21 protein-coding genes are annotated in these 20,139 nt (G+C 58.3%); 10 read left to right on the top strand and 11 right to left on the bottom strand.

Annotated features, from left to right (window positions below; all coding sequences use genetic code 11):
* Window positions 1-61: 61 nt before the first annotated feature.
* Window positions 62-1,315, bottom strand: coding sequence for an ABC transporter substrate-binding protein (locus tag FHT71_RS12830; protein WP_246717986.1), 1,254 nt, complete (start codon window positions 1,313-1,315; stop codon window positions 62-64).
* A 238-nt stretch (window positions 1,316-1,553) separates the two neighbouring features.
* Between FHT71_RS12830 and FHT71_RS12835 the strand changes: the two genes are divergently transcribed.
* The 3 genes from FHT71_RS12835 to FHT71_RS12845 all read left to right on the top strand — a co-directional run bounded on the left by FHT71_RS12835 (window position 1,554) and on the right by FHT71_RS12845 (window position 5,797).
* The gene (locus tag FHT71_RS12835; RefSeq protein ID WP_183719874.1) at window positions 1,554-2,840 is read left to right on the top strand and encodes an MFS transporter; all 1,287 of its coding nucleotides are present in this window, start codon (window positions 1,554-1,556) and stop codon (window positions 2,838-2,840) included.
* A gap of 80 nt (window positions 2,841-2,920) precedes the next feature.
* Window positions 2,921-3,802: a sugar phosphate isomerase/epimerase family protein gene (locus tag FHT71_RS12840; protein ID WP_183719876.1), complete on the top strand. Its 882-nt coding sequence runs from the start codon at window positions 2,921-2,923 to the stop codon at window positions 3,800-3,802.
* Between the two features lie 156 nt (window positions 3,803-3,958).
* The gene (locus FHT71_RS12845; protein WP_183719879.1) at window positions 3,959-5,797 is read left to right on the top strand and encodes a methyl-accepting chemotaxis protein; all 1,839 of its coding nucleotides are present in this window, start codon (window positions 3,959-3,961) and stop codon (window positions 5,795-5,797) included.
* Window positions 5,798-6,053: 256 nt separating this feature from the next.
* Here FHT71_RS12845 and FHT71_RS12850 read toward each other — a convergent pair whose 3' ends face one another.
* The 8 genes from FHT71_RS12850 to FHT71_RS12885 form a co-directional block, all read right to left on the bottom strand.
* Window positions 6,054-6,653 carry an NAD(P)H-dependent oxidoreductase gene (locus FHT71_RS12850; protein ID WP_246717987.1) on the bottom strand — a complete coding sequence of 200 codons (600 nt, stop codon included), beginning with the start codon at window positions 6,651-6,653 and terminating at the stop codon, window positions 6,054-6,056.
* A 19-nt stretch (window positions 6,654-6,672) separates the two neighbouring features.
* Window positions 6,673-7,458: an SDR family oxidoreductase gene (locus FHT71_RS12855; protein ID WP_183719885.1), complete on the bottom strand. Its 786-nt coding sequence runs from the start codon at window positions 7,456-7,458 to the stop codon at window positions 6,673-6,675.
* 1 nt (window position 7,459) lies between these two features.
* Window positions 7,460-7,855 carry a cupin domain-containing protein gene (locus FHT71_RS12860; RefSeq protein ID WP_183719888.1) on the bottom strand — a complete coding sequence of 132 codons (396 nt, stop codon included), beginning with the start codon at window positions 7,853-7,855 and terminating at the stop codon, window positions 7,460-7,462.
* 19 nt (window positions 7,856-7,874) lie between these two features.
* Entirely contained in the window at window positions 7,875-8,408 is a 534-nt protein-coding gene (locus FHT71_RS12865) for a flavin reductase family protein (protein WP_183719891.1), read from the bottom strand.
* A gap of 10 nt (window positions 8,409-8,418) precedes the next feature.
* Window positions 8,419-9,618, bottom strand: a complete 1,200-nt coding sequence (locus tag FHT71_RS12870; protein WP_183719894.1) for an acyl-CoA dehydrogenase family protein — start codon at window positions 9,616-9,618, stop codon at window positions 8,419-8,421.
* 109 nt (window positions 9,619-9,727) lie between these two features.
* Entirely contained in the window at window positions 9,728-10,162 is a 435-nt protein-coding gene (locus FHT71_RS12875) for a heme-binding protein (protein ID WP_183719897.1), read from the bottom strand.
* Window position 10,163: 1 nt separating this feature from the next.
* Window positions 10,164-11,021 (bottom strand): fumarylacetoacetate hydrolase family protein, encoded by an 858-nt coding sequence (locus FHT71_RS12880; RefSeq protein ID WP_183719900.1) that lies wholly within the window; start codon window positions 11,019-11,021, stop codon window positions 10,164-10,166.
* Window positions 11,022-11,036: 15 nt separating this feature from the next.
* Window positions 11,037-11,774 carry a GntR family transcriptional regulator gene (locus FHT71_RS12885; protein ID WP_183719903.1) on the bottom strand — a complete coding sequence of 246 codons (738 nt, stop codon included), beginning with the start codon at window positions 11,772-11,774 and terminating at the stop codon, window positions 11,037-11,039.
* 151 nt (window positions 11,775-11,925) lie between these two features.
* Here FHT71_RS12885 and FHT71_RS12890 point away from each other — a divergent pair, with 151 nt between their 5' ends.
* Genes FHT71_RS12890 through FHT71_RS12920 form a run of 7 tightly spaced genes read left to right on the top strand, consistent with a single transcriptional unit; the run spans window position 11,926 to window position 17,881 of the window.
* The gene (locus tag FHT71_RS12890) at window positions 11,926-12,939 is read left to right on the top strand and encodes a VOC family protein (protein ID WP_246717988.1); all 1,014 of its coding nucleotides are present in this window, start codon (window positions 11,926-11,928) and stop codon (window positions 12,937-12,939) included.
* A 2-nt stretch (window positions 12,940-12,941) separates the two neighbouring features.
* Window positions 12,942-13,565, top strand: a complete 624-nt coding sequence (locus FHT71_RS12895; RefSeq protein ID WP_183719909.1) for an alpha/beta hydrolase — start codon at window positions 12,942-12,944, stop codon at window positions 13,563-13,565.
* Between the two features lie 39 nt (window positions 13,566-13,604).
* Window positions 13,605-14,399 (top strand): ABC transporter ATP-binding protein, encoded by a 795-nt coding sequence (locus tag FHT71_RS12900; protein WP_246718005.1) that lies wholly within the window; start codon window positions 13,605-13,607, stop codon window positions 14,397-14,399.
* Complete coding sequence (locus FHT71_RS12905; protein ID WP_246717989.1) at window positions 14,396-15,202, top strand: ABC transporter permease subunit; 807 nt, start codon at window positions 14,396-14,398, stop codon at window positions 15,200-15,202. Before FHT71_RS12900 ends, FHT71_RS12905 begins: the two co-directional genes overlap by 4 nt.
* On the top strand, window positions 15,199-15,960 hold the full coding sequence (locus FHT71_RS12910) for an ABC transporter permease (protein ID WP_183719914.1): 762 nt from the start codon (window positions 15,199-15,201) through the stop codon (window positions 15,958-15,960). Before FHT71_RS12905 ends, FHT71_RS12910 begins: the two co-directional genes overlap by 4 nt.
* A gap of 39 nt (window positions 15,961-15,999) precedes the next feature.
* Window positions 16,000-16,923 carry an ABC transporter substrate-binding protein gene (locus FHT71_RS12915; RefSeq protein ID WP_183719917.1) on the top strand — a complete coding sequence of 308 codons (924 nt, stop codon included), beginning with the start codon at window positions 16,000-16,002 and terminating at the stop codon, window positions 16,921-16,923.
* A gap of 31 nt (window positions 16,924-16,954) precedes the next feature.
* Entirely contained in the window at window positions 16,955-17,881 is a 927-nt protein-coding gene (locus FHT71_RS12920; protein WP_183719920.1) for a LysR family transcriptional regulator, read from the top strand.
* A gap of 119 nt (window positions 17,882-18,000) precedes the next feature.
* Here FHT71_RS12920 and FHT71_RS12925 read toward each other — a convergent pair whose 3' ends face one another.
* The gene (locus FHT71_RS12925) at window positions 18,001-19,845 is read right to left on the bottom strand and encodes a methyl-accepting chemotaxis protein (protein WP_183719922.1); all 1,845 of its coding nucleotides are present in this window, start codon (window positions 19,843-19,845) and stop codon (window positions 18,001-18,003) included.
* Between the two features lie 87 nt (window positions 19,846-19,932).
* On the bottom strand, window positions 19,933-20,115 hold the full coding sequence (locus FHT71_RS12930; protein ID WP_183719925.1) for a hypothetical protein: 183 nt from the start codon (window positions 20,113-20,115) through the stop codon (window positions 19,933-19,935).
* Window positions 20,116-20,139: the final 24 nt, after the last annotated feature.

The raw sequence follows: 20,139 nt of genomic DNA on the forward strand, positions 1-20,139 counted from the left end.
AGGGGTGGGCAGTAGGCGTCGCCTACTGCCCTGTCAGGTGAGCCGTCACCCCAAGACGGGCTCAGCGCGCATTTTCGATGCCAGATACAAGCAGATCCACGGCTTCTTGTGAGGTCATGTTGCCGACGAAAAACTTCGCCCCGACTTCCGAGAAGACTGCCGTGAACTCGGCCGATGTCGCCGAGGTGTTCGACAGGTTGCCGACGAGAGTATTGTTCTTTGATGCTTCCTCGAGCGCAGCCTTCTCGTCGAGAGAGCATTTGTCGAAGCCATTCATATCGACGTCTGAGCGAGAAGGAATAGAGCCCTTAACGATATTGAAGTCATGCTGAACCTTTGGGTCCATAATGACGTCTGCGAGCGTGAGGGATGCTGCTTTCTGCTTTTCGTCGTCGTTCTTAAAGTAAACGAACACGTCAGAGACAAACTGGTAGATGGTTTGTGGAGCTGGCGTGCCGATGCAAAGATAGTCTTCCTCGGCCTTGAGCCCTTTGCCGGCGAACTCACCCTTCGCCCAGTCACCCATCAGCTGCATCGCCGCCTGGCCGTTCGCCACGAGCGCCGTGCCATCGGCCCAGTTCCGACCCACGAAGTTGTCGTCGACGATGCCGCGGACCTTCCGCAAAGAATCGAAGACCTTGAGCATTTCCGGGCTCTTGATTGCGTCTTCATCCAGATCGATAGCGACCTTCTTGTAGAAGTCCGGTCCGTTCAAGTCGGCAAGTAGGGAGTCGAAGATGAGGGCAACCTGCCAGGGCTCATCGCTGGCAGCGAGAGGAATGATACCAGCGGCCTTGAACTTCTCGCCTGCCGCGATCACGTCGTCCCAGGTCTTGGGCGGCTCGATTCCCTTTTCCTTGAAAAGCTTTGCGTTTAGCCAAAGCATGTTGGTGCGCTGCATGTTCACGGGCGTGGCGATCCAGTGACCGTCATATTTGGACAGGGCTTGGAGCGCGGGGGGCACTGTCTCGTCCCATTTTCCTTTCGCCGCCAGGTCGTCCAGATTGAGCACTTCATCTTGCTGAGCCCACGTGATCGGCTCGAAGCCATACATCTGCATTGCGGTGGGCGGATTCTTTGCGATGATACGCGCGCGGAGCGCTTGCGACGCATTTACGCCTGATAGGCCGCCGATGGCCGAATCCTTGAAACCAACTCCCTTGGCAGCGAGAGCGTCTTTGATCTTGCCCAAAGCTGCGGACTCGCTGCCCGACACCCAGTGGCTGATCACTTCCGCAGATGGTTCTTCTGCACGCGTGACTGCAGCCGACGACATCAGGGCAGTAGCGAGCATCAGTACAGACTTCACTCTCATCATAATCTCCTCATTTTGCGCTGCTAGGCGCGGTTCCCCAGATGACCGCCTGCCCAAGGCGGGCGGCTGGTTCTTTTCACGGCTTGAAACGCCGTTGAATAGCTATTCATAAAAACAAAATTCACGGCAATTTCGCAGCTGCGGCGAAATTGACGCATCATGAAGCAGTCAACCCAGCGCTTCGTCGCCCTTGTCTGTGCTTTACGGGGAAAAGTTCAATTTTATTACATGAAATCAATTGCAGTCCGGAGTGCCGGTTCGCAGGAACGATATTGGCAACCAGCAACTGCGAGATAAGCGATCGTGTAATTTCCTCTTTGCTTTTTTGCATTCGTATGCAACGTTCGCGACATCTGGGAGGAACGAGATGGATAACACCTTGCTCAACGAGGGCCGCCAAGTCACGCGGGCTGCAGCGGCAACGCGAATCGTGTTTCTCATAGCAGGCACGGCGATCGCGGCTTGGTCGCCTCTGGTCCCCTTCGTCAAGTCAGGCCTCGCGCTCGATGAAGCTCAACTTGGATTGTTTCTGGGGCTGCTAGGCTGCGGCTCGCTACTCGGTATGCCCGTAGGAAGCGCTGTCGCTTCTAAGTATGGATGCACGAAGCCGATCGCGGTGTGCGTCCTGCTGCTTGCGGCATCGCTCCCCCTCTTGGTCGTCAGCCGGAATATCGAGATCTCGGCTGCGTTGCTGTTTGTCTTCGGGGCTGCGCTTGGCGGCCTCGACTGTGTGATGAATATCCACGGCCTCGAAGTGGAAAGGCGAGCGGCTAGGACTTTGATGCCAGGGTTTCATGGAATGTATAGCCTCGGCGGAATTTGTGGGTCAATTGCGTCAGTAGGTATGCTCGCCGGAAACGTCTCCCCGTCGGTTATCGGCATGATCATAGGGATCGTGTTGCTAGTGGTTTACGCGCCAATCTCGAACAGGTTTTTGAAATCGAGGAGCTCAAGAGGGCTTAGCTTTTCCGTACCGACGAGATTCATCATTATTGTCGCCTTTATCTGCTTCTCGCTTTTCCTGATTGATGGCGTCCTGCTGAACTGGAGCGCACTCCTGACCGTAGCGAGTTGGGCGGTCGATCCTCGGTACGCGGGCTATGCCTATGTTATCTTTGCTGTCTCGATGACGTGTACCCGTCTAACGGGAGACGCGATCGTAACGAAGCTGGGAGCCAGAACAACGGTAACGTTGGGTGCATTGTTCGCCGCGTCCGGTCTGCTTGTGATCGTCTTCGCGCCTCAGCAGTGGCTCTGCGCTATCGGCTATGCAATTGTTGGGATAGGTTCGGCGAACATAGTTCCTGTGGCGTTTTCATCGATCGGCACGCAGCACGATGTTCCGCACGGTTCGGCTGTCTCCCTCGTCACGATGTGCGGATATTCGGGAGCGCTCACGGGACCTGCCGTAATAGGAGTGATTGCCGCTAAAACGGACCTGCGAACCGCATTTCTCTATCTCATTTTGCTGCTGCTTTGCGTAGCGGGTTTGGGGATCGCGCAGCGATGGGTCCGTCGCGCCTAAGGCGTCGGCGTGGAGCCATATCGCGCTTACATTGGATAACCGGCTCATGACGCTGGTTGGAATAAACTGGAGATCGACCAATGGCAGGCACTAACACCCTGGTATTCAATACCACGGTTGCGAAACATTCGAACCTGGTGATGGAACTCGACATCGCTAGACAGAGCAACTACGGCGCGATTGAAATCACAGCCAACAAAGTCCGTGAATTTCTTGCATCAGGACGCTCAAGAGAGGAATTGGCGCGCGCTCTCGATGGCCTGTCAGTGTACGGGGTTGGGACCATAATTGACATCGAAAGACACGGTCCGGATCACGCCGCGTTGTTGACACAAGCAAAAGAGGTATTGGATATCGCGGCCATGGTCGGCGCGAGGGGCGTTCAGGTCATAAACGGTCCGCTAGACTACAAGGCGGTCGAGGCTCACCGAGCAGGTCGCCCGATGAAGGGGTACTCCGGGGTACTCGCTTATGACCGGGAGGAGCAAGTCTCGATTACCGCGCGGAATCTAGCGCTGCTTGCTGATATGGCTAGAGAGCGTAACATCGTCATCTATTTGGAGGCACTTGCGTGGTCGCCCCTGAACACATTGAAAGATCAGATTGAACTCCTGGACAAGGCCGACCGCGAGAACCTAAAAATGGTGATCGACTATTGGCATTGCTATACGTCCGGAGACACCCCAGAGGACGTCACACGTATCGCTCGAGAGCGGATTTTTGGAGTGCATGTGTGCGACGCGCTTAAGTTTGAAGGCGGGGTGCCCAACGAAGTTTTGCTTCGTGACGTCCCTACAGGCCAGGGCGTGCTTGATCTGAAGGAATGGACCGATGCTGTCAAAGCTACTGGGTACAATGACTGGTGGTCTTCGGAGACCTTTTGCAAAAAGCAGCAGCAAGACGATTGCTACGCAGTGTCGAAGCAACTCCACGCCCAGCTTGAGAACTTGGTCCTAGCGTAGATCGGGTCCTTCGTTCGAAAGGACGGCGGAATTTCCGGCACGAGCACCGAGTGTTCTTAACGAATATTATACTTGCATACGTATTAATGTCCCTGCCGATGGACTAGCAGGCAGGGAGGGGTCGGCGATGACCTGCCACAGCGCGGAAGCAATTATATGAAGAACGTGAGGATTGTAGGTAAATTCAGCCTGCTGCTCGTCATTGCAGGTGCGGTCTCGTTAGTCGCTGGTTTGTCGGTGGGGATGCAGATGTCCCACATCGTCACGAGCTATACCGGTTTGATCGACAAGGAGATGGGCGCCAGCGTTGCATTGGGTCAGGCAAATAGATCGCTGCAAGGGGCGAGAGCAACCATCGGCGAACTGGTGGTTGCTAGGAACGCCGTAACGGCAGCCGCAGCTTTGAAAGAGATTGGCGAAAACAAAGAAGAGTTCGTGGGCTTTATGGATGCCGCAGCGGCCGCCCTGCCTGAGAATCTGCGGATACAGGATCTCAAGGCCGAGGGCCTGAAGATAATCGACAATTTCTGTTCCGAGACGATTGCGCAGGCCGGACAGGCCACCGATGGAAAATCGCGTTCCGCAACGCAGGCGCTTTTTTCCAAGGACTGCCAGCCACGGTTCAAGGCGGTTACGCCGCAAATCAACACCCTGCTCGCGGAAGTTTCGAACGGGGCATCTGCGCAAAGTCAGAGCCTTTCCGCTCGATCGCACAAGGCGACGGTCCTCACGATTGGCGGAATGTTGACTGGCTTAGCGACCGTTCTTGTCTTCGGCTTCTACGCCATGCGGTACTGGCTCGCCCAACCGATCCAGAGACTTGCACTCGATATGGAAATGCTTGCGAACGGCAACTTCGACCTGGAAATTAGCGGTACGGACCGGCGCGACGAAGTTGGCGGGATGGCGAAGGCCGTGCGGGTATTTCGCGACAACGGGCTTAGGACGGCCGAACTTGAGCGCGACGCAGCGCAAGCACGAAGGTCTGCCGACGAAAAGGAAAGCTTCCAAGCAGCGATCGAGAAGCGGCGAGCTATGGACATGGTGGAAGCCACCGACACTCTGGCTGCGGCGCTTAAGCGCCTGTCGGTTGGCGACCTAAGCCGATCCCTGGAAGATAGACTGGCCGATGATTTCGAGCCACTAAGGCAAGACTTCAACGAGACAACCGAGCGGCTCAATAGCGCTTTCGGCGACGTCGCGTCCGCCGCTATATCGATCGACACTCGCGCCCGGGAGGTCAGTCGCAGCGCGAACGACCTGTCGCGTCGAACAGAGACGCAGGCGGTCTCGCTCGAAGAAAGCGCCGCAGCCCTGGATGAAATCACCAAGAACTTGTTCGATTCGGCCAAGCGCGTTGATGAAGTGAGGCTTACAGCGAGCGATGCCAACAAGCGCGCTCAGAAATCAAGTGTCGTTGTCGGCGAAGCGATCAAGGCGATGTCTCAGATCGAAGAGTCGTCAAATCTGATCTCCACAGCGGTTGCCGTGATAGATGACATTGCTTTCCAAACCAATTTGCTGGCTCTGAACGCTGGCGTCGAAGCATCTAGAGCCGGACAGGCTGGTAAAGGCTTTGCGGTCGTCGCACAGGAGGTCAGGTCGCTCGCGCAACGCTGTGCAGCTTCGGCAAAAGAGGTCAAGGGTCTGATCCATCAGTCACATCAAGACGTGGCGAACGGGGTGGCGCTGGTAACGGAGGCGGCAACCGCGCTAACGCTTATCGATCAGAGCATAGGGGAAATCGGATCGCATATCGAGGTGCTTGTAGTCTCTTCCAGAGAGCAGTCGGCGAGGTTGTCAGAAGTCAACGCGGCGATCACCGAGATGGATATCGCCACCCAGAGAAACGCCACCATGGTGGAAGAGGTGAGCACGGTGGGAGAAACGCTCGCGATGGACGCGAAGCTGCTGCGAGACAGGATCTCACAATTCAGCTTGCGCGGGGTGGACCATAGTGACGGCAAATTTGACCGTGATCGGTCGGCGGCATGACCATTGAGGCTTACTGCGGGTCAGCGGGTCCGATCTTGATGCTCTGAGAGGCTAAGAAGGGTGAAACGGGCCGACGGGAGCGGGAATGAGTTTGTCTTTAATACATCGGTCAGTTTGACGGCTTCCAGAGCGACCGGCAGGATTGGCGCAGCGCGGCCACCGCGGCGGTATTCGTGGCAACGTCGGCCAGCTCGAAGAACCTGCGCCTCGCACACGACCAGCAGAGGGCCTGCGTCAAGGGCCCCGATCGTTTACCTCAACGCACTTGTGATCTGCTTCTGCCTAAGCCGTCGTAATCTGAGTTCAGCGGGTCGGGAGCAAGCCGCTCGATCCACAGAGAGAAGCTGTTCAGAAATCCGGAGAGAAAGCCCTTGGTCGCTTCGTTTTCTATCCCGCCAGATGAATCGAAGTCGTCGTCGCGTAGGCTGAGATAGACTTCCGGCAGGGCGAGCACTGCCATGCCTACCGTCAAAGCTACATACTTGAGGTGTGCTTGGCCAACGGACGTTCCGATGTTGCCGGGGCTTGCGCCGGCCACCGCCGCGGGCTTGCCCTCCCATATGCTGGATCCTTTAGGACGGCTTCCCCAGTCGATTGCATTCTTGATGGCAGGGGAGATCGACCGATTGTATTCGGGGCCGACGAAGAGCACAGCATCCGCCGCAGCGATCGCGGACTTGAAACGAACAATGGATACGGGTGGATCTGCCCATAGGTCGTCGTTGTAGAGCGGCAGATCTCCTATGGGGACGAAGCGGACTGTCATGGGCGAGGGTGCGAGGCTTTCGAGCGCGAGCGCAAGCTTCATGTTTAAGGAGCCTCTGCGAAGGCTGCCGACGATGACCGCAATGTTCATGATTTGACCCAGCATTCACTCATGTGAAGAAGCTGCCGTTGTCCAGCGAGAAATACTGCCCAGTAATCGGATCGCTCGCACGGGAGCAGAGGAAGAGGAGCGTGCCGATCAGATCCTCGGCGGAGATGTCCCGCTGGATCGACCGAGCCTCGAGGACTTGCTTGTGTAGCCCCGGGCGTTCGGACATCGCTCTCTCCACGGCGCGGCTCATGACGAAGCCGGGAGCAAGGGTATTTACACGGATACCGTCCTTGCCCAGCTCTTTTGCGAGCGCCCGTGTCATCGCCTCAATCGCGCCCTTGGCTACGACGTAGTGAAGTCGCTGGTCCAGGCCCTGACGCGAGACGGTCGACCCGATGTTGACGATCTTGCCGTATCCTGCCTCAGCCATGAGCCCCGATGCGACCTTCGAACACAGGAAGGATCCGCGGACGTTCACATTCATCGCCTGATCCCATGTCCACTCTGCCAGCGCAGACACCGGCACGGGCGGAATGTTAGAGCCGACCGCGGCGTTATTAACGAGAATAGTCGGTTGCCCGATCGCGGCTCGGAGTTCGTTGAACGCCCGGGCGACTTCCTCCTCGGAACTCACATCGGCGCAAACCGCCACGGCTTTTCCGCCCGAGGCGTTAATTTGGTCCACAACGGATGCGCAGCTATTGATGTCGACCAGCCCCACCTGGGCGCCTGCCGCTGCAAGGCTGCGGGCGAAGGTCGCTCCCAGCGAGGCCTTGGGGCCGTCGGCAGCGCCCGTGATGTAAGCCACCGACCCTTCCAGGTCGAACAATGACGGGTGCTTCATGTCAGGCCCTCGTGCCGTAGAGACCGTGGGAGTTGTCCTTGACTGTGAAGAAAACGAGGTCGCTGTCTGGTCCCGCCTTTCCACCGTGCAGGATGTTGGCTGGCTGATAGACCACGCTACCCGGTCCGACCGCGAATTTCTCGTCGCCGATCTCGGCGAGGAATATCCCCTCGACGACGAAGGTCCATTGCTCGTTCGGATGGGAGTGGGTTTCGGTGGCCTGTCCGGCGGCGAGACGCATCAGCCCCACCATCATCCGGTCGCCCTTCACCACCCGCCCCGCCGCGGAAGTGTATCCGGGTCCTGCGGCGATGGCATCGCCTTTGGACAGATCGAAAACGTACTCACCTGGAGCCGGGACAATCAGTTCAGGCTTCGCTGCCACTTGGTCTGCCATTAAACTCCTCCTAACGCGTTTACACGACTGGTTGCGATAGCAGAGCGGGTACGACGAACGAGCCCGCGAAATAGCCGAGGGCGGTATCCCCGCGAGACTTCGATACCGTCCGGACGCGCCCGATGAATATACGGTGCGAGCCGCTGTCGATCTCCTCGGTGACCTCGCAGTCGAAGCTCGCCGCGCTGCCCCGAAGGACCGGAACACCCGTCTCCAGAACGGTCCACTCACCGGCCGAGAAGCGATCTTGCTGATCCGCAGCTGCACTGGAAAAGGCACCTGCCAGATCGACATTTTCAGGATTGAGCAGGTTCACTGAGAACAAACCGCTTTCGCTGACTGCCGCGCAGGTGCTGCCGTTCCTGTTCAGGCACACGAGAAGGGTCGGCGGATCCGCAGAGACTGAGCAGACGGCCGTCGCCGTCATGCCATAGGAACGGTCGCCGCTCCTCGTGCAAATCAGCGTCACGCCGCCGAGAAGCTTCCGCATTGCCATGCGAAAGTCGTCGCGGCTGCAGGAAGGCAGCTCATCCGAAATCTCCATGGTTTTCATCGTCGCCTCCTCAGAGCAACAGGTCGTCGGGCTGACGGCCCAGCATGACGCGTGAGAAAGATTTCCCGGCTGCATCAAAGTTAAGGACGATCTGGCCCGCGACGGCATGCATGTCGCGGAAAGCCTGCTGCATGCTGTTGCCTTCGTAGAGAGCGTATGCGCCTGCGGCAGTGTAGAGACGGTCAACCGCCGACGTGCTGAGACGGGTGGCGAACGCCTGATCTCGGCGGCAGCGCGCACGGGTCTCGAGCGTGAGAGTTCCTGTTGCAGCGACCTCGGCCATAGCTTCCGCCGTGTTACCCTTAAGGGCGCGCAGGGCGGCTTCGGCTTCTGCAGCCGACTCCGAAATCTTCAGCTGGATCGTGTCGAGATCGGCCATCGACGCACCGGTCAAGATTTTACGCTCGCGAACGTATTCAGCGAACTTGTCCACGAAGCCGAGTGCGATGCCCGCGCCTACGGCAGCTAGGCCTGACGGAGCCCATGCATGGCGCGGTGAGCGATAGTAGGGCGTCTCGTAATCCAATGCGCCGACGGCATTGCCGTCCATGATCTGCTTGAACGGAAGCGTGCGGTGCTCTGGAACGAAAACGTCGGCCGCGTGCAGGGACTTGCTGCCCGTGCCCCGGAGCCCGAGAACCCGCCAATCGTCCTCGATCCTTAGCTCCTTGAAGGAGATGAGCGTGAAGATCATGCCTGGGGGCTTGCCTTCGCCGTTGTTGACGCGGGCTCCGGCCAGAGCCCACTGGGCGTAGTCGCAACCGCTGGAGAAGCTCCACTTGCCGCTGACGATATAGCCGCCTTCAACCGTACGGGCGGTTGCCGTGGGCGCGACCGCGGAAGATGCTACTGCAAGTGGATTTTCATTCCAAATCTCGGCTTGGGCTTCACGAGGGAAACAGGCGATGGCCGTGGCGTGGGCGGTTAGGACGCTGTAAACCCAAGCCGACGAGCCACACTCCCGGGCGAGCTCGACGATAAGATCGAGCCAATCGGTGTTCACGATCTCGGCTCCGCCCCAGCGCGCGGGCTGCAAGGCCCTTAGCAAGCCAGCCTTTTCAAGCTCTGCGATCGTGTCCGGAGAGATGACTCGCTCCTGATCCGTCTGGGCGGATCTATCGCCCACCCGTTTTGCGATGGCCTTCATCGAGGCCTTCAGTTCTGCTGCTCGCGACTGGGCGAGCGATGAAATCGATATGGTCTGGTTCATGGGTATCCTCCTGATGAAAGGACCCTATCAGGTCTCTCACGAACTCGATTATGCTCCTTTGCGATAGCGTTATGCAGAGCGGCTACGGCCCGCATAACTCGCAGTCGAGCTATTCGCTCGCTCCCGCATCGGCGACAAAGCCGGCTGTCTGCACTCCGTGTATTGCAGCGGCTTCGTCTCGATCCCCCCTGTCTCCGGAAATCCCGACAGCGCCAAGAAGCTGGCCGTCGGCGTTTCTGATAAGCACTCCGCCGAGGTGCGGGACGATGCCACCCCGGATCGTTGTTGAAAGGGACTGAATGAAGTGCGGCGCGTTGATCGCCGCCTTCGCGAGGTCGCGAGAACCCATTCCCATCGAGAGCGCGCCATTGGCCTTGGCCAGTGCAATATCAGGACGGGCCAGGCTCGCCCCGTCCTGGGTCCCGGCGACTTTGAGCACGCCGCGCTGGTCAAGAACAACGACGCTTAGCGGCATGAGCTGCCGGGAGGTTGCATAGGTGAGGGCGGCGGACGCAATTTCCTGCGCATCCTTGAGTGCGAGCATATCAGGCCGCCCGGACGGCCACGTTCATCTCGCCGATGCCGTCGATCCGGCAGTTGAGGATGTCACCCGGTTCTACGGGCGCAACTCCTTCCGGCGTTCCCGTCATGAACACGTCGCCGGGTTCTAGCGTATACGCCTCGGAGGCGTACGCGATCAGCTTCCTGCAATCGAATATCAGATCGCGGGTGTTGGCTTTCTGACGCGTCTGTCCTGCAATTTTCAACTCGAAGTCGACCGCGGAGGGGTCGCCAAACTCGTCGGCGGTCACGAGCCACGGCCCGAATACCGTGAACGTGTCGCGCGACTTGCGATAACTGCGCTCCTCCGGGCCTCGGATCGTCATGTCGAGACCGATCATGAATCCTGCCACGTAGTCGAGAGCGTTGTCCTCGCGGACATGCCGCGCCTTCTTGCCGATGACAAAGCACAGTTCGATCTCGTGATCCGTGCGTCTGTCGGAGCGGTCGGAAACGACGGGATCGGCCGGGCCGATCATGGAGCTGGTCGCCTTCAAGAATACTCCGCATTCCTCGATCGTCTTTACGTGCGAGCCGAAGTGGATGCCCTGGTCGGCACGTGCCTCTTCGAGGTGAAGTTTGTAGTTCACAGGTGCGGCAACGATCTTGCCAGGCTGCGCCACAGGACTGAGAAGCTTGACCTCAGCGAGCTTGAGGCGGCGGCCATCGGCAGCGATCTTCCGCATCTCTGGCATCAGGTCCGGAAGATTGGCGATAAACGCGTCGCCACGGGGGTAGGGCCATTTCACGGGCGGGAGCCTATCCAAGATCGCGGAGACATCGACGATTTCATCGCCCTCCACAACGCCAACCCGATTGTCATCAAAACGGCAAATGCGCATTTTCGATCCCTATCTTTATTCGGTAATTTTGAGTGCTGGTCTCATTCCGGCGTGAGGGTCGAAACCATCGAGGTGCGCCTTGAGAAGGTCGCCCGTGTGCCGATAGTGTTCCACGAGAAGGCTTCCTGCGAGGTCGCCGTCGCGCTTCAGCGCCGCGTCCGCGATCCGCTTATGCTCTTCGATTGCTCCAGACCTCGATCCGCGGCCAAGGCGAGCGATGTAACGATACCGGTTGCTCTCGTTGTAGAGCTGCTCGCAGAAGCGCAACAGGGGTTTCGACGGGCATGCTGAAATCAGGACGGTGTGAAATTCCTCGTGGGCGCGTTCCCACTGTTTAAGCGCATCGTCGTCAGCAGCCTCAAGGCGGTTGGATTCGCGCTGCAGATGGTACTGTGCGAGCACGACCTTCTCTTCCCATTCGCGTCCGCCATGGAGCACGGCTTCGCGGATCGCACGTTCCTCGACGAAACAGCGTGTCCACAGAATTTCTGCATAATGCTCGGCGCTGACGACCGCTACCCGGAAACCGCGGTTCTCCATCCGCTCAACGAGCCCTGTAGTGGAAAGGATCGATAGCGCCTCTCGCACGGGCGTAGCCCCGGTGTCGTATTTTTCAATGAGCAATTCGATCTTCAGCTTTGAGCCGGGTTCGAGCGCGCCATGGAGGATGTCGCTGCGAATTTGCTCGAAGACGGTCGTCGTCTGAGAAACTGGGGAGTTCTTGTCCCGGGGTGGTTTCGGAATTCCTGACACGAATGTCCCTTCCCATCAAATTGATTGCGCCATTTCATCCAGAATTTTTGTCCTGTCAAGAAAATATCGACAAAATAATTTTTATCGATATATCTTGCGGACACAAAAAATATCGATATAGATGGCGCTGCAGATGAGGAGTGGCCTTTCCATGACCGTACCGATTACCAACATGTCGCCAGCGTTCTCCATCCGGCGCGCTAGCCACGTTTCGGTTGCTGTTTCCGATCTTAAAGCGAGCGTTGCCTTTTACACGGGCGTAATCGGACTCGTCGTTTCAGCCGAGGGAGAGGGCGTTGTTTACCTTCGCGGCGTCGAGGAAAGCGCCCATCATAGTTTGACGCTGGTGCAGAAGAAGGACCAGCCCGCGTGTCAGCGGCTCGGTTTCCGAGTGGACAGCGACGCGGATCTCGACCGGGCATTCGATTACTTCTCAGAAACGGGCCGCAGTCCGGCGTTTGTAGATGTGGCTCACCAAGGACGTACGCTGCATGTAGCCGACAGCATCGGCGTGCCGCTCGAGTTCTGCGCGACCATGCCTGCGCAGCACAGGCTTCATGACAACTTCCATGTCCAGAAGGGAGCGGCCGCACTCCGTTACGATCACGTCCAACTGCTCACGCCGAACGTCGCAAAGGCAAGCGAGTTCTACACTGATCTTGGGTTCCGGATCTCCGACTATTTCGTCGACGGCGAACACGACGAGACACCGCTCGGCATCTTCATGTACCGGAAGAACAATCCTCATGACATCGTCTTTCTGGCCCGCCCCGGTCCGGTTCTCCATCACTTCGCTTACATCGTCGCCGACTCGACCTACCTCTTCCGCGCACTCGATACTGCTAGCTCTCTGGGTTACGCCTCGAATTTAGAGCGTGGCCCGGCGCGGCACGGCGAGGGCCATGCCCTCTATGTCTACTTCAGGGATCCGGACGGCCATCGAGTGGAAATCATGTCGCCGCCGATTCAGATGGGCGATGCGGAAGATGTCCCCATGCGCTGGCATCGAGGGAACAGGCATTCGTGGGAATACCCTGCTCCGAAGAGCTGGCTCTATGAGGCGTCGAGGTTCGAAGGTGTAGAGATCCAGGGGAAGGGAACGGCCTCGAAACTTCGAAGCCTCGAGGATTTCTTGGCGAATCGTCCGCTTAACGTCCCGGAGTGATCATGTCGGAGCGGCAATCCCTTCAGGGGTTCGAATATCACGTCTTTGGAAAGCTTAACGAGGGCAGTCGTCCGATCCTGGCCTTCCACAAGACAGGCGGTGACGAGAACGAGCTTGTGCCGCTGGCAAGGATCGCGGATCCAGATGCCCCCATCGTTGGTCTGAGAGGCCAGGTCGTTGAGGATGGGAAGCTGCGCTTCTTCAAGCGGCTCGGGACAGGGCAGTTAGACGAGGCCGACCTCGAGCGGAGGGCGGACAATCTAAACGCATTCATTTTGGAGTTCGTCGCGAATTACCGAGTGAAACCACCCGTGGCTATCGGTCTCTCGAATGGTGCGAATATCATCGTGGCTGCGCTGTACCGCGGCGCTCCGCCTCTTAGTGCGGCGCTGCTCCTGCGTCCGGCGGTTCCTTTCAAAGAAGCCCGTCCTGTGCCGATCAGCGGCACCAGGGTGTTCGTCGTAGGCGGAATGTCGGATGAGGTCGTAACACCCGCGGAAACCATGAAGCTCACGAACGCACTGAGGGCCGCGGGCGCTCATGTGGACCTTTCGATGGTTGCCGCCGGGCATCGGCCTTCCGTGGGAGATGAAGCCGCCATCCGGGGATGGCTGAAAAGGATTTAGTCGACCATGTCGGCAAGAGGAGGTTCAATGCAGGCGCAAATGCTCGATATTTCCAGTGGCCGGAACACTGGTGTCACGACGCTGATATCCCTTTCCGATGTGAACGTCAGCCTGGGCCGCCGCCCGGTCCTCACGGGAATAAACCTGGACATCGCAAAAGGCGAGTTCCTGTGCATCGTCGGAGGCTCCGGATGCGGCAAGACGACCTTACTCCGCACAGTTGCCGGGCTGGTCCAGCCAAGCGGTGGGTCTGTGAGGATCGATGGCAATGCCGTCGTCGAGCCGCGTCAGGATGTGGCTGTCGTGTTTCAAGACTATGGAAAAGCGCTGCTGCCGTGGCGCACCGCCTACGGAAATGTCGAGCTCGCCCTTGAGGCAAACAAGACGCCGAAGGAGCAGCGAAAGGCCATCATTGAGGATCTCCTGACGAAAGTCGGGCTAGGCGGGCAGGGGGCGAAGTACCCGTCTGAGCTGTCAGGCGGCATGCAGCAGCGGCTTCAGATTGCGCGCTGCCTCGCGCAGTCCCCGACGGTGCTGTTGATGGACGAGCCTTTCGGTGCCCTCGACGCTATGACGAGGCAGGCGTTGCAGGACGAAATCCTGCAACTGGTAGCGAGTACGGGAATGACGGTTTTCTTTGTCACCCACGACCTCGAAGAGGCCGTCTATCTCGGCGACCGTGTTATCGGCCTACGGCCCAATCCAGGCCGCATCGGCATCGAAAAGGACGTCTCGCTCGCTCGACCGCGCAATCAGCTCGCCTCCCGCGAGGACGCGGAGTTCTTGCACCTTCGCCGGAAGCTCTTCGACTTCATCCAGGAAACCGAGGCATGAACCAGCTTACGATGGCGATAGAGGAAGAGGCTCCTGCGGCTCGCTTCACCTTCCCGCGGGGGCTTGTCATACCCGTCCTGCTGGTGGCGGCTTGGGAGCTGGTCTTCAGCGTTGGTGGGTTCCAGAGTGACAGTCTCGCTCCGCCGAGCAGGGTTGCGTTGGCGTTGGCTCGCGGCCTGGCAAACGGAGAGATTCTCCGGGCGACCGGTCAGACCCTCTCCGCAGCCATGATAGGGCTCGCCATTGCGGGCGTGATCGGTCTCATCATGGGGATCTTCCGGGGCCTGTTCTGGCGGCTCGACTATGTTCTCGACGTTACGACCGAAGCGCTGCGGCCGATCCCGTCGTCAGCGTTGATTCCCGTGATGATCCTGATCTTCGGCTTCGGCTACCGGCTCGAGAGCGCCTGCGTGGCATTCAGTTGCACCTGGACGATCTTCATCCTTGCGCGCACGGCCGTGATGGGCGTGGAGCCGCGGCTGTTGGAAGTGGCGAAGGTCCTGCAGCTCGGTCTCATGGACCGGACCTTCAAAATCATCCTTCCAGCCGCGCTGCCTCGTATTTTCGTCGCCTTCCGACTAGCGGCGGGTCTGTCCCTCATCGTCGCCGTCACATGCGAGGTCACGGCGAACCCTCTAGGCATGGGCTTCGAGATGATGTCGGCAAGCCAGTCGCTGCGGCCGGAACTCACGCTCGCCTACCTCGTCTGGATCGGCTTCATCGGCTGGTTTCTCAACGCAATCCTCGTATACGCTCAGCACCGCTTCTTCGGTCCGGCTGCTTCTGTGGGAGCAGTTAGATGACCGACACCCGTTTCGTCTGGCGCGTTGGCGGCTTCGTCTTTACCGCTCTGGTCATCGCCTTATGGCAGATCCAGGCCAATCTCGGCCTGATCTCGCCGATTTACCTGCCAAGCCCGCAGCGAGCCATGAATGCGCTCATCAACGGCTTCTCAGGCGGCCTTCTGCTTGATCGGCTCATCGCCACCATGGAGCGGATGATCTTTGGGTGGGTGCTTGCGTCCCTTCTTGGGGTGGTGCTCGGTTCGATCATCGGCATCTCCAAAGTGGCGCGGTCATATCTTGAGCCGATGCTCGACTACCTTCGGCCAATGCCTGCGTCCGCCATCATTCCGGTAATGATCCCAATCCTCGGCCTGACGGAGACGATGGTCCTGACCGTGATCGGCTTTTCGGCTCTCTGGCCGACACTGCTCGCCACGATCCACGGGTTCTCGTCTATCGAGCCCCGTCTGAACGAAGTGGCGCGCATCCTCAAGTTGGGCCGCACGGCGTTTATCTGGAAGATCGCGCTGCCGAATGCCCTGCCTGACATAATCGCCGGATCACGCATCAGCCTGACCTACGCGCTGATCCTGTCGGTCGTCGGCGAGATGCTTTCCGGACGCGAAGGTCTCGGACAGTTCATCCTGTCGTCGGCGCGACTGTTCAAGGCACCGGACCTGTTCGCGGGCGTGCTCCTACTCGGTCTGCTCGGCTACCTGTCCGCACTGCTCGTCGCCCAGTTGGAGAAGCGTCTCCTGACCTGGCGAAAGCCGTAATCGGCCAAAAAACACGAAAGTCTTTGAGGAGGAAGAAAGATGAAGAAAACAGTTCTCGCATTTGTAATGGCCTTAGGCCTGGCAACCCCCGCGTTATCGCAGGCGGTAAAGGTGAACGTGGGCTTCACACCCGTCATCGACTACCTTGGCGCCTTCGTCGCGAAGGACCAGGGGTTCTTCGAAAAGCGCGGCCTGGATGTGACCATCACCCAGATGCCAAACAGTCAGTCCATGCCGCCGGCGCTCTTGGCTGATAGTCTTCAGGTAGGTGCGGTGACTGCGCCGAGCCTCATCCAGTCGAAGGCGGGCGGCTTCCCCATCAAGATTATTTCCGGCGGCACGTTTGTCACCAAGACGAATCCCAACGGAGCTATCGTCGTGCGCAACGGCGTGATCATCAACTCCCCGGCTGACTTCATCGGCAAACGGGTCGCATCCGGTGCACTCGGAAGCTACTTCAACGTGCTCTTCCGGCAGTGGCTGTCCGACGGCAACGTCGACCCCGAAAAAGTGACCTTTGTCGAGGTGGGATTTCCGCAGATTGGAGACGTGATGCGCAATGGTCAGATCGACGCAGCCACCATCGGTCAACCCTTCGTCTCACGCATCGAGGCAGCAGGCATCGGGAAGGCATATAGCTGGTTTGTAGGTGATTTCCCCGAAGGCCTGCTTTCCAACGTTTACACGGCAACCGAGGACTGGGTCGCAAACAACCCGAAGGCCGCCAAGGACTTCAAGGAAGCGTTGGTCGAGGCAAATGCCTTCATCAAGAGCAACCCGGACAAGTCGCATGAAATCGCCGCCAAGTACCTCAAGCTGCCGCCTGAAGCGATGAAGAACGTGCCGTTCTCCAACTATTCGGTCGACATCACCGACGCTCAGGTCAAGGCGTGGAATGACATCATGAAAAAGAACAAGTTCACAGATGTCGATGTTGAGGCTGCATCCGTGATTGTGAAATGAGCATGCTCTTTTCCGGAGGATCGGCTGCCGCATGCATTGGGTAACCCTCAACGGCCTCATGACCTTCCATGCGATCGTTGAGCTGGGCAGCATCAATCGTGCTGCCCATGCTCTCAACGTCTCGCAGTCTTCGCTGACCAGGACGCTGCGGCACCTCGAAGCGAGACTCGGTGGAATCCTGGTGACCAGAAGTCCTAAGGGGATCGAGCTCACTGCCTTCGGCGAACTGGTCTTCGCACACGCCAACGACATCAAGAAACAGGTCGGCCGGGCAGAAAGCTTCATCAAGTCTCACCATGACGCTTCGGCACAGCTTCTCAGGGTGGGAGTCGTCATGGTCCATCCTCTTATTCCGTTCTGCAAAAGTATTGTCAGCCTAGTCGAGAAACATCCGGAATTCCGTGCTGAACTTCGGTTCGGGTCGGCTACGGAGATGCTGCAAGCTTTGCAGCAAGATAATCTCGACATCGTTCTCTACTACACGCTGACCGGGCCGGAGGCGGAAGGCCTGGTTCAGGACGTCCTCGCCGAGGAGGAAATAGCGATCTTCGCTAGTCCGTCGCACCCGCTTGCCGACAATCCCAGTCCATCGGTCGAAGACCTTGCCAACGCTCGTTGGACGCTCGGGCCAGCCGACGTGTCCATTACACGGATGATTGCGGCGGTGTTCGACGACTCTGGAATTCCTGGACCCAATGTCGCGATAGAGGTCGACATGATCCCCTTGCGACGCGCGATCACCCAGAATTCGCGTTTCCTCTCAGCATTCCAGACCCATCATGTCAGCCCCGAGCTTGCGAACGGCAAGCTGGTCAGGATCCGTTATCCGCTGGAGCAGGAGCGGCGGTCGATCGGGACTATCCGAGTCGGCCCGCATTCGAGCCTAACACGCACGTTCGTGTCCATACTCAAGGACCGCTACCAGCGCGAACTGGGGCGCTCGGACGAAGGCGAGTAGCGTGGACATCACCAAAGCCACAAGGCCGACGGCGTTTCTGCCTGCTTTTGAAAAGCATCGGGCGACGCTGTTTCAATGTCGCTTCGTCATTCACTGTACCGTACGACGACCATCAGCAATCAGGCCGCTTGCTTCGCCTGCTGGTCATCCTTAGCTGCGCCTTCGATACGGAATTGTTGCAGAAGGCTCATAAGAATTTCCGCTTCCTCGGCCAATCCACGGCTTGCTTCCGTCGCGTCCTCCACCATCGCTGCATTCTTTTGGGTCATCTGATCCATCGAGTTGACGGAGCTGTTGACTTCCTGCAAGGCCGTAGCCTGATCGCGGCTAACTGTAGCGATAGCCTCAACATGCTTGCTGATCGCAACAATTTCCTGGCTGATCGAAGCCAGCATGCCACCTGTTTTCTGCACGAGTTCGGAGCCTGTCGTAACTTCCCGACTTGATTGTTCAATGAGGCCTTTGATCTCGCTCGCGGCCACCGCGGAGCGCTGTGCCAGTTCACGCACTTCTTGCGCGACGACGGCAAAGCCCTTGCCTGCCTCTCCAGCGCGTGCTGCTTCGATCCCAGCATTGAGTGCCAGCAAGTTTGTCTGAAATGCGATATCGTCGATCAGCTCGATGATTTGTTCGATTTTCTTGGACGCCTGTTCGATACGGTTCATCGCGGCAACGGCATCGCCTACGACTTTGTCGGAGCTGTCGGCCGTTTTTTTGGTCAACGCCACGGCATTGTTTGCCTCGCGGGCGCGGTCAGCCGAGGATCGGACCGCAATGGTGATTTCCTCCACGGCCGCAGCTGCCTCTTCCAGATTGGCAGCCTGTGCCTCAGCGCGTTTCGAAAGTTCGCCGGCCGAGAAGCGCATCGCGTTGCTATCGTGCTGGATTGCCGTTGCGCTGTCGCGGATAAAGGTGAGGGTATTCTGCAGGCGGACAAGCGAGGCATTGAAATCGATGCGAAGCTGCTCAAGACGGCCGACAAATGGAGTTTCGATCGTCTGAGAGACGTCACCTTGTGCCAGGCGACCAAGGCCAACTGCTATTTGGTTCACCGCGAACTCGATCTGTTCGTCAAGCGTGCGCTTGTCAGTGTCGTTGCGGCTGCGTTCGACCTCGGCGAGAACGCGTTGTTCGGCTGCCTGCGCCTCTAGATCATGGCGCGCGCGGGCGTTGTCGCGAAAGGCCTCCAACGCGCGGCCAATCTTTCCGAATTCATTATTCTTTTTCAGGCAGGGAATGTTGCCGTTGAGATCGCCTGCTGAGATAGCATGAACCGTCGCAGTCAAAGCCTGCAGCGGCTTTATTGTCTGGCGGGCCGCAAAGAAGGCGAAGAAGCCGACGAGTGCCATCACCACTCCGCCGGCCGTCAGAACAAGCAGCTGCAGATGGTTTAGTCGAGCGAAATAAACCTCCATTGGAATGCCAATGAACAGAATGCCGACAGTGGTCCCCGCAGAATTCTTTACGGGGTAGTAACCCGTCATGAACTCACGTCCGAACAGCTGAGCCGGACCATAATAGGCTTCGCCCTTGGCAAGGACGGATTGAGCGGGATGATCGGCGGCGAGCTTGGTACCGACCGCCCGGCTGCCATCCTGCTTCCTTACATTTGTCGAGAGGCGGACATAGTCGCTTCCCTGCTTTTCGAAGATCGTTGCTACCCCGGCAATCGACTGCGCGACCCGATCCACAAGACCATGATCGTTGAAGGCCGGAATTTTCTCCTCGGTGACAGAAGCAAGCTCGGCATCCTGGAAAGCTACTTTCGCACCATCTTCGTTCTCAGTGTAGAGAATTGCCATCGCCCGACTGGCATCTTTCGCGTCGGCCACTGCACTGTCCATGACGTCTCGGCTGAGATTGTAGTAGGTCACAGCAACGATTGCTGCGGTGCTGATGACAAGGAAGCCGAGGGTGAGCGCGACGACTTGGCGTGCGATTGATGTCGATAGCAGACGCAGCATGAATGTCTCCGGTCATAACAGGCGGATTGAGAATGGTCGGAAGTCATCGGGATTCCGGACAGGTCCATGGAAATAGGTTCAGCAACGCTAGGTGACCGAGCCGTCTGAACGGGCGATAAGGCACGCGCGTAGCGCTTCGAGATAATTGGTGATTTCGATCAACTCCAGGCGGCCTTGCTCCAGGCGCTGCAGATCTGCATTTTTGGAGCAATCTACGCCGGCATCCGTCTCAGCCTTTCGACCGAAATTGATTGCGATAACTTTAGACATTTGCGAACTCTCATTGAAATCATG

It is taken from the genome of Rhizobium sp. BK060 (assembly GCF_014193145.1).
In the GTDB taxonomy this organism is placed as follows: Bacteria; Pseudomonadota; Alphaproteobacteria; order Rhizobiales; family Rhizobiaceae; genus Rhizobium.

Bases quoted from the DNA above. Each gene is read 5' to 3' on its own strand.
- FHT71_RS12845 (WP_183719879.1), top strand. From the start codon at position 3,959: ATGAAGAACGTGAGGATTGTAGGTAAATTCAGCCTGCTGCTCGTCATT.
- FHT71_RS12915 (WP_183719917.1), top strand. From the start codon at position 16,000: ATGAAGAAAACAGTTCTCGCATTTGTAATGGCCTTAGGCCTGGCAACC.
- FHT71_RS12860 (WP_183719888.1), bottom strand. From the start codon at position 7,855: ATGGCAGACCAAGTGGCAGCGAAGCCTGAACTGATTGTCCCGGCTCCA.
- FHT71_RS12850 (WP_246717987.1), bottom strand. From the start codon at position 6,653: ATGAACATTGCGGTCATCGTCGGCAGCCTTCGCAGAGGCTCCTTAAAC.
- FHT71_RS12925 (WP_183719922.1), bottom strand. From the start codon at position 19,845: ATGCTGCGTCTGCTATCGACATCAATCGCACGCCAAGTCGTCGCGCTC.
- FHT71_RS12920 (WP_183719920.1), top strand. From the start codon at position 16,955: ATGCATTGGGTAACCCTCAACGGCCTCATGACCTTCCATGCGATCGTT.
- FHT71_RS12890 (WP_246717988.1), top strand. From the start codon at position 11,926: ATGACCGTACCGATTACCAACATGTCGCCAGCGTTCTCCATCCGGCGC.
- FHT71_RS12880 (WP_183719900.1), bottom strand. From the start codon at position 11,021: ATGCGCATTTGCCGTTTTGATGACAATCGGGTTGGCGTTGTGGAGGGC.
- FHT71_RS12910 (WP_183719914.1), top strand. From the start codon at position 15,199: ATGACCGACACCCGTTTCGTCTGGCGCGTTGGCGGCTTCGTCTTTACC.
- FHT71_RS12830 (WP_246717986.1), bottom strand. From the start codon at position 1,315: ATGAGAGTGAAGTCTGTACTGATGCTCGCTACTGCCCTGATGTCGTCG.
- FHT71_RS12870 (WP_183719894.1), bottom strand. From the start codon at position 9,618: ATGAACCAGACCATATCGATTTCATCGCTCGCCCAGTCGCGAGCAGCA.
- FHT71_RS12905 (WP_246717989.1), top strand. From the start codon at position 14,396: ATGAACCAGCTTACGATGGCGATAGAGGAAGAGGCTCCTGCGGCTCGC.
- FHT71_RS12930 (WP_183719925.1), bottom strand. From the start codon at position 20,115: ATGTCTAAAGTTATCGCAATCAATTTCGGTCGAAAGGCTGAGACGGAT.
- FHT71_RS12875 (WP_183719897.1), bottom strand. From the start codon at position 10,162: ATGCTCGCACTCAAGGATGCGCAGGAAATTGCGTCCGCCGCCCTCACC.
- FHT71_RS12840 (WP_183719876.1), top strand. From the start codon at position 2,921: ATGGCAGGCACTAACACCCTGGTATTCAATACCACGGTTGCGAAACAT.
- FHT71_RS12865 (WP_183719891.1), bottom strand. From the start codon at position 8,408: ATGAAAACCATGGAGATTTCGGATGAGCTGCCTTCCTGCAGCCGCGAC.
- FHT71_RS12855 (WP_183719885.1), bottom strand. From the start codon at position 7,458: ATGAAGCACCCGTCATTGTTCGACCTGGAAGGGTCGGTGGCTTACATC.
- FHT71_RS12895 (WP_183719909.1), top strand. From the start codon at position 12,942: ATGTCGGAGCGGCAATCCCTTCAGGGGTTCGAATATCACGTCTTTGGA.
- FHT71_RS12900 (WP_246718005.1), top strand. From the start codon at position 13,605: ATGCTCGATATTTCCAGTGGCCGGAACACTGGTGTCACGACGCTGATA.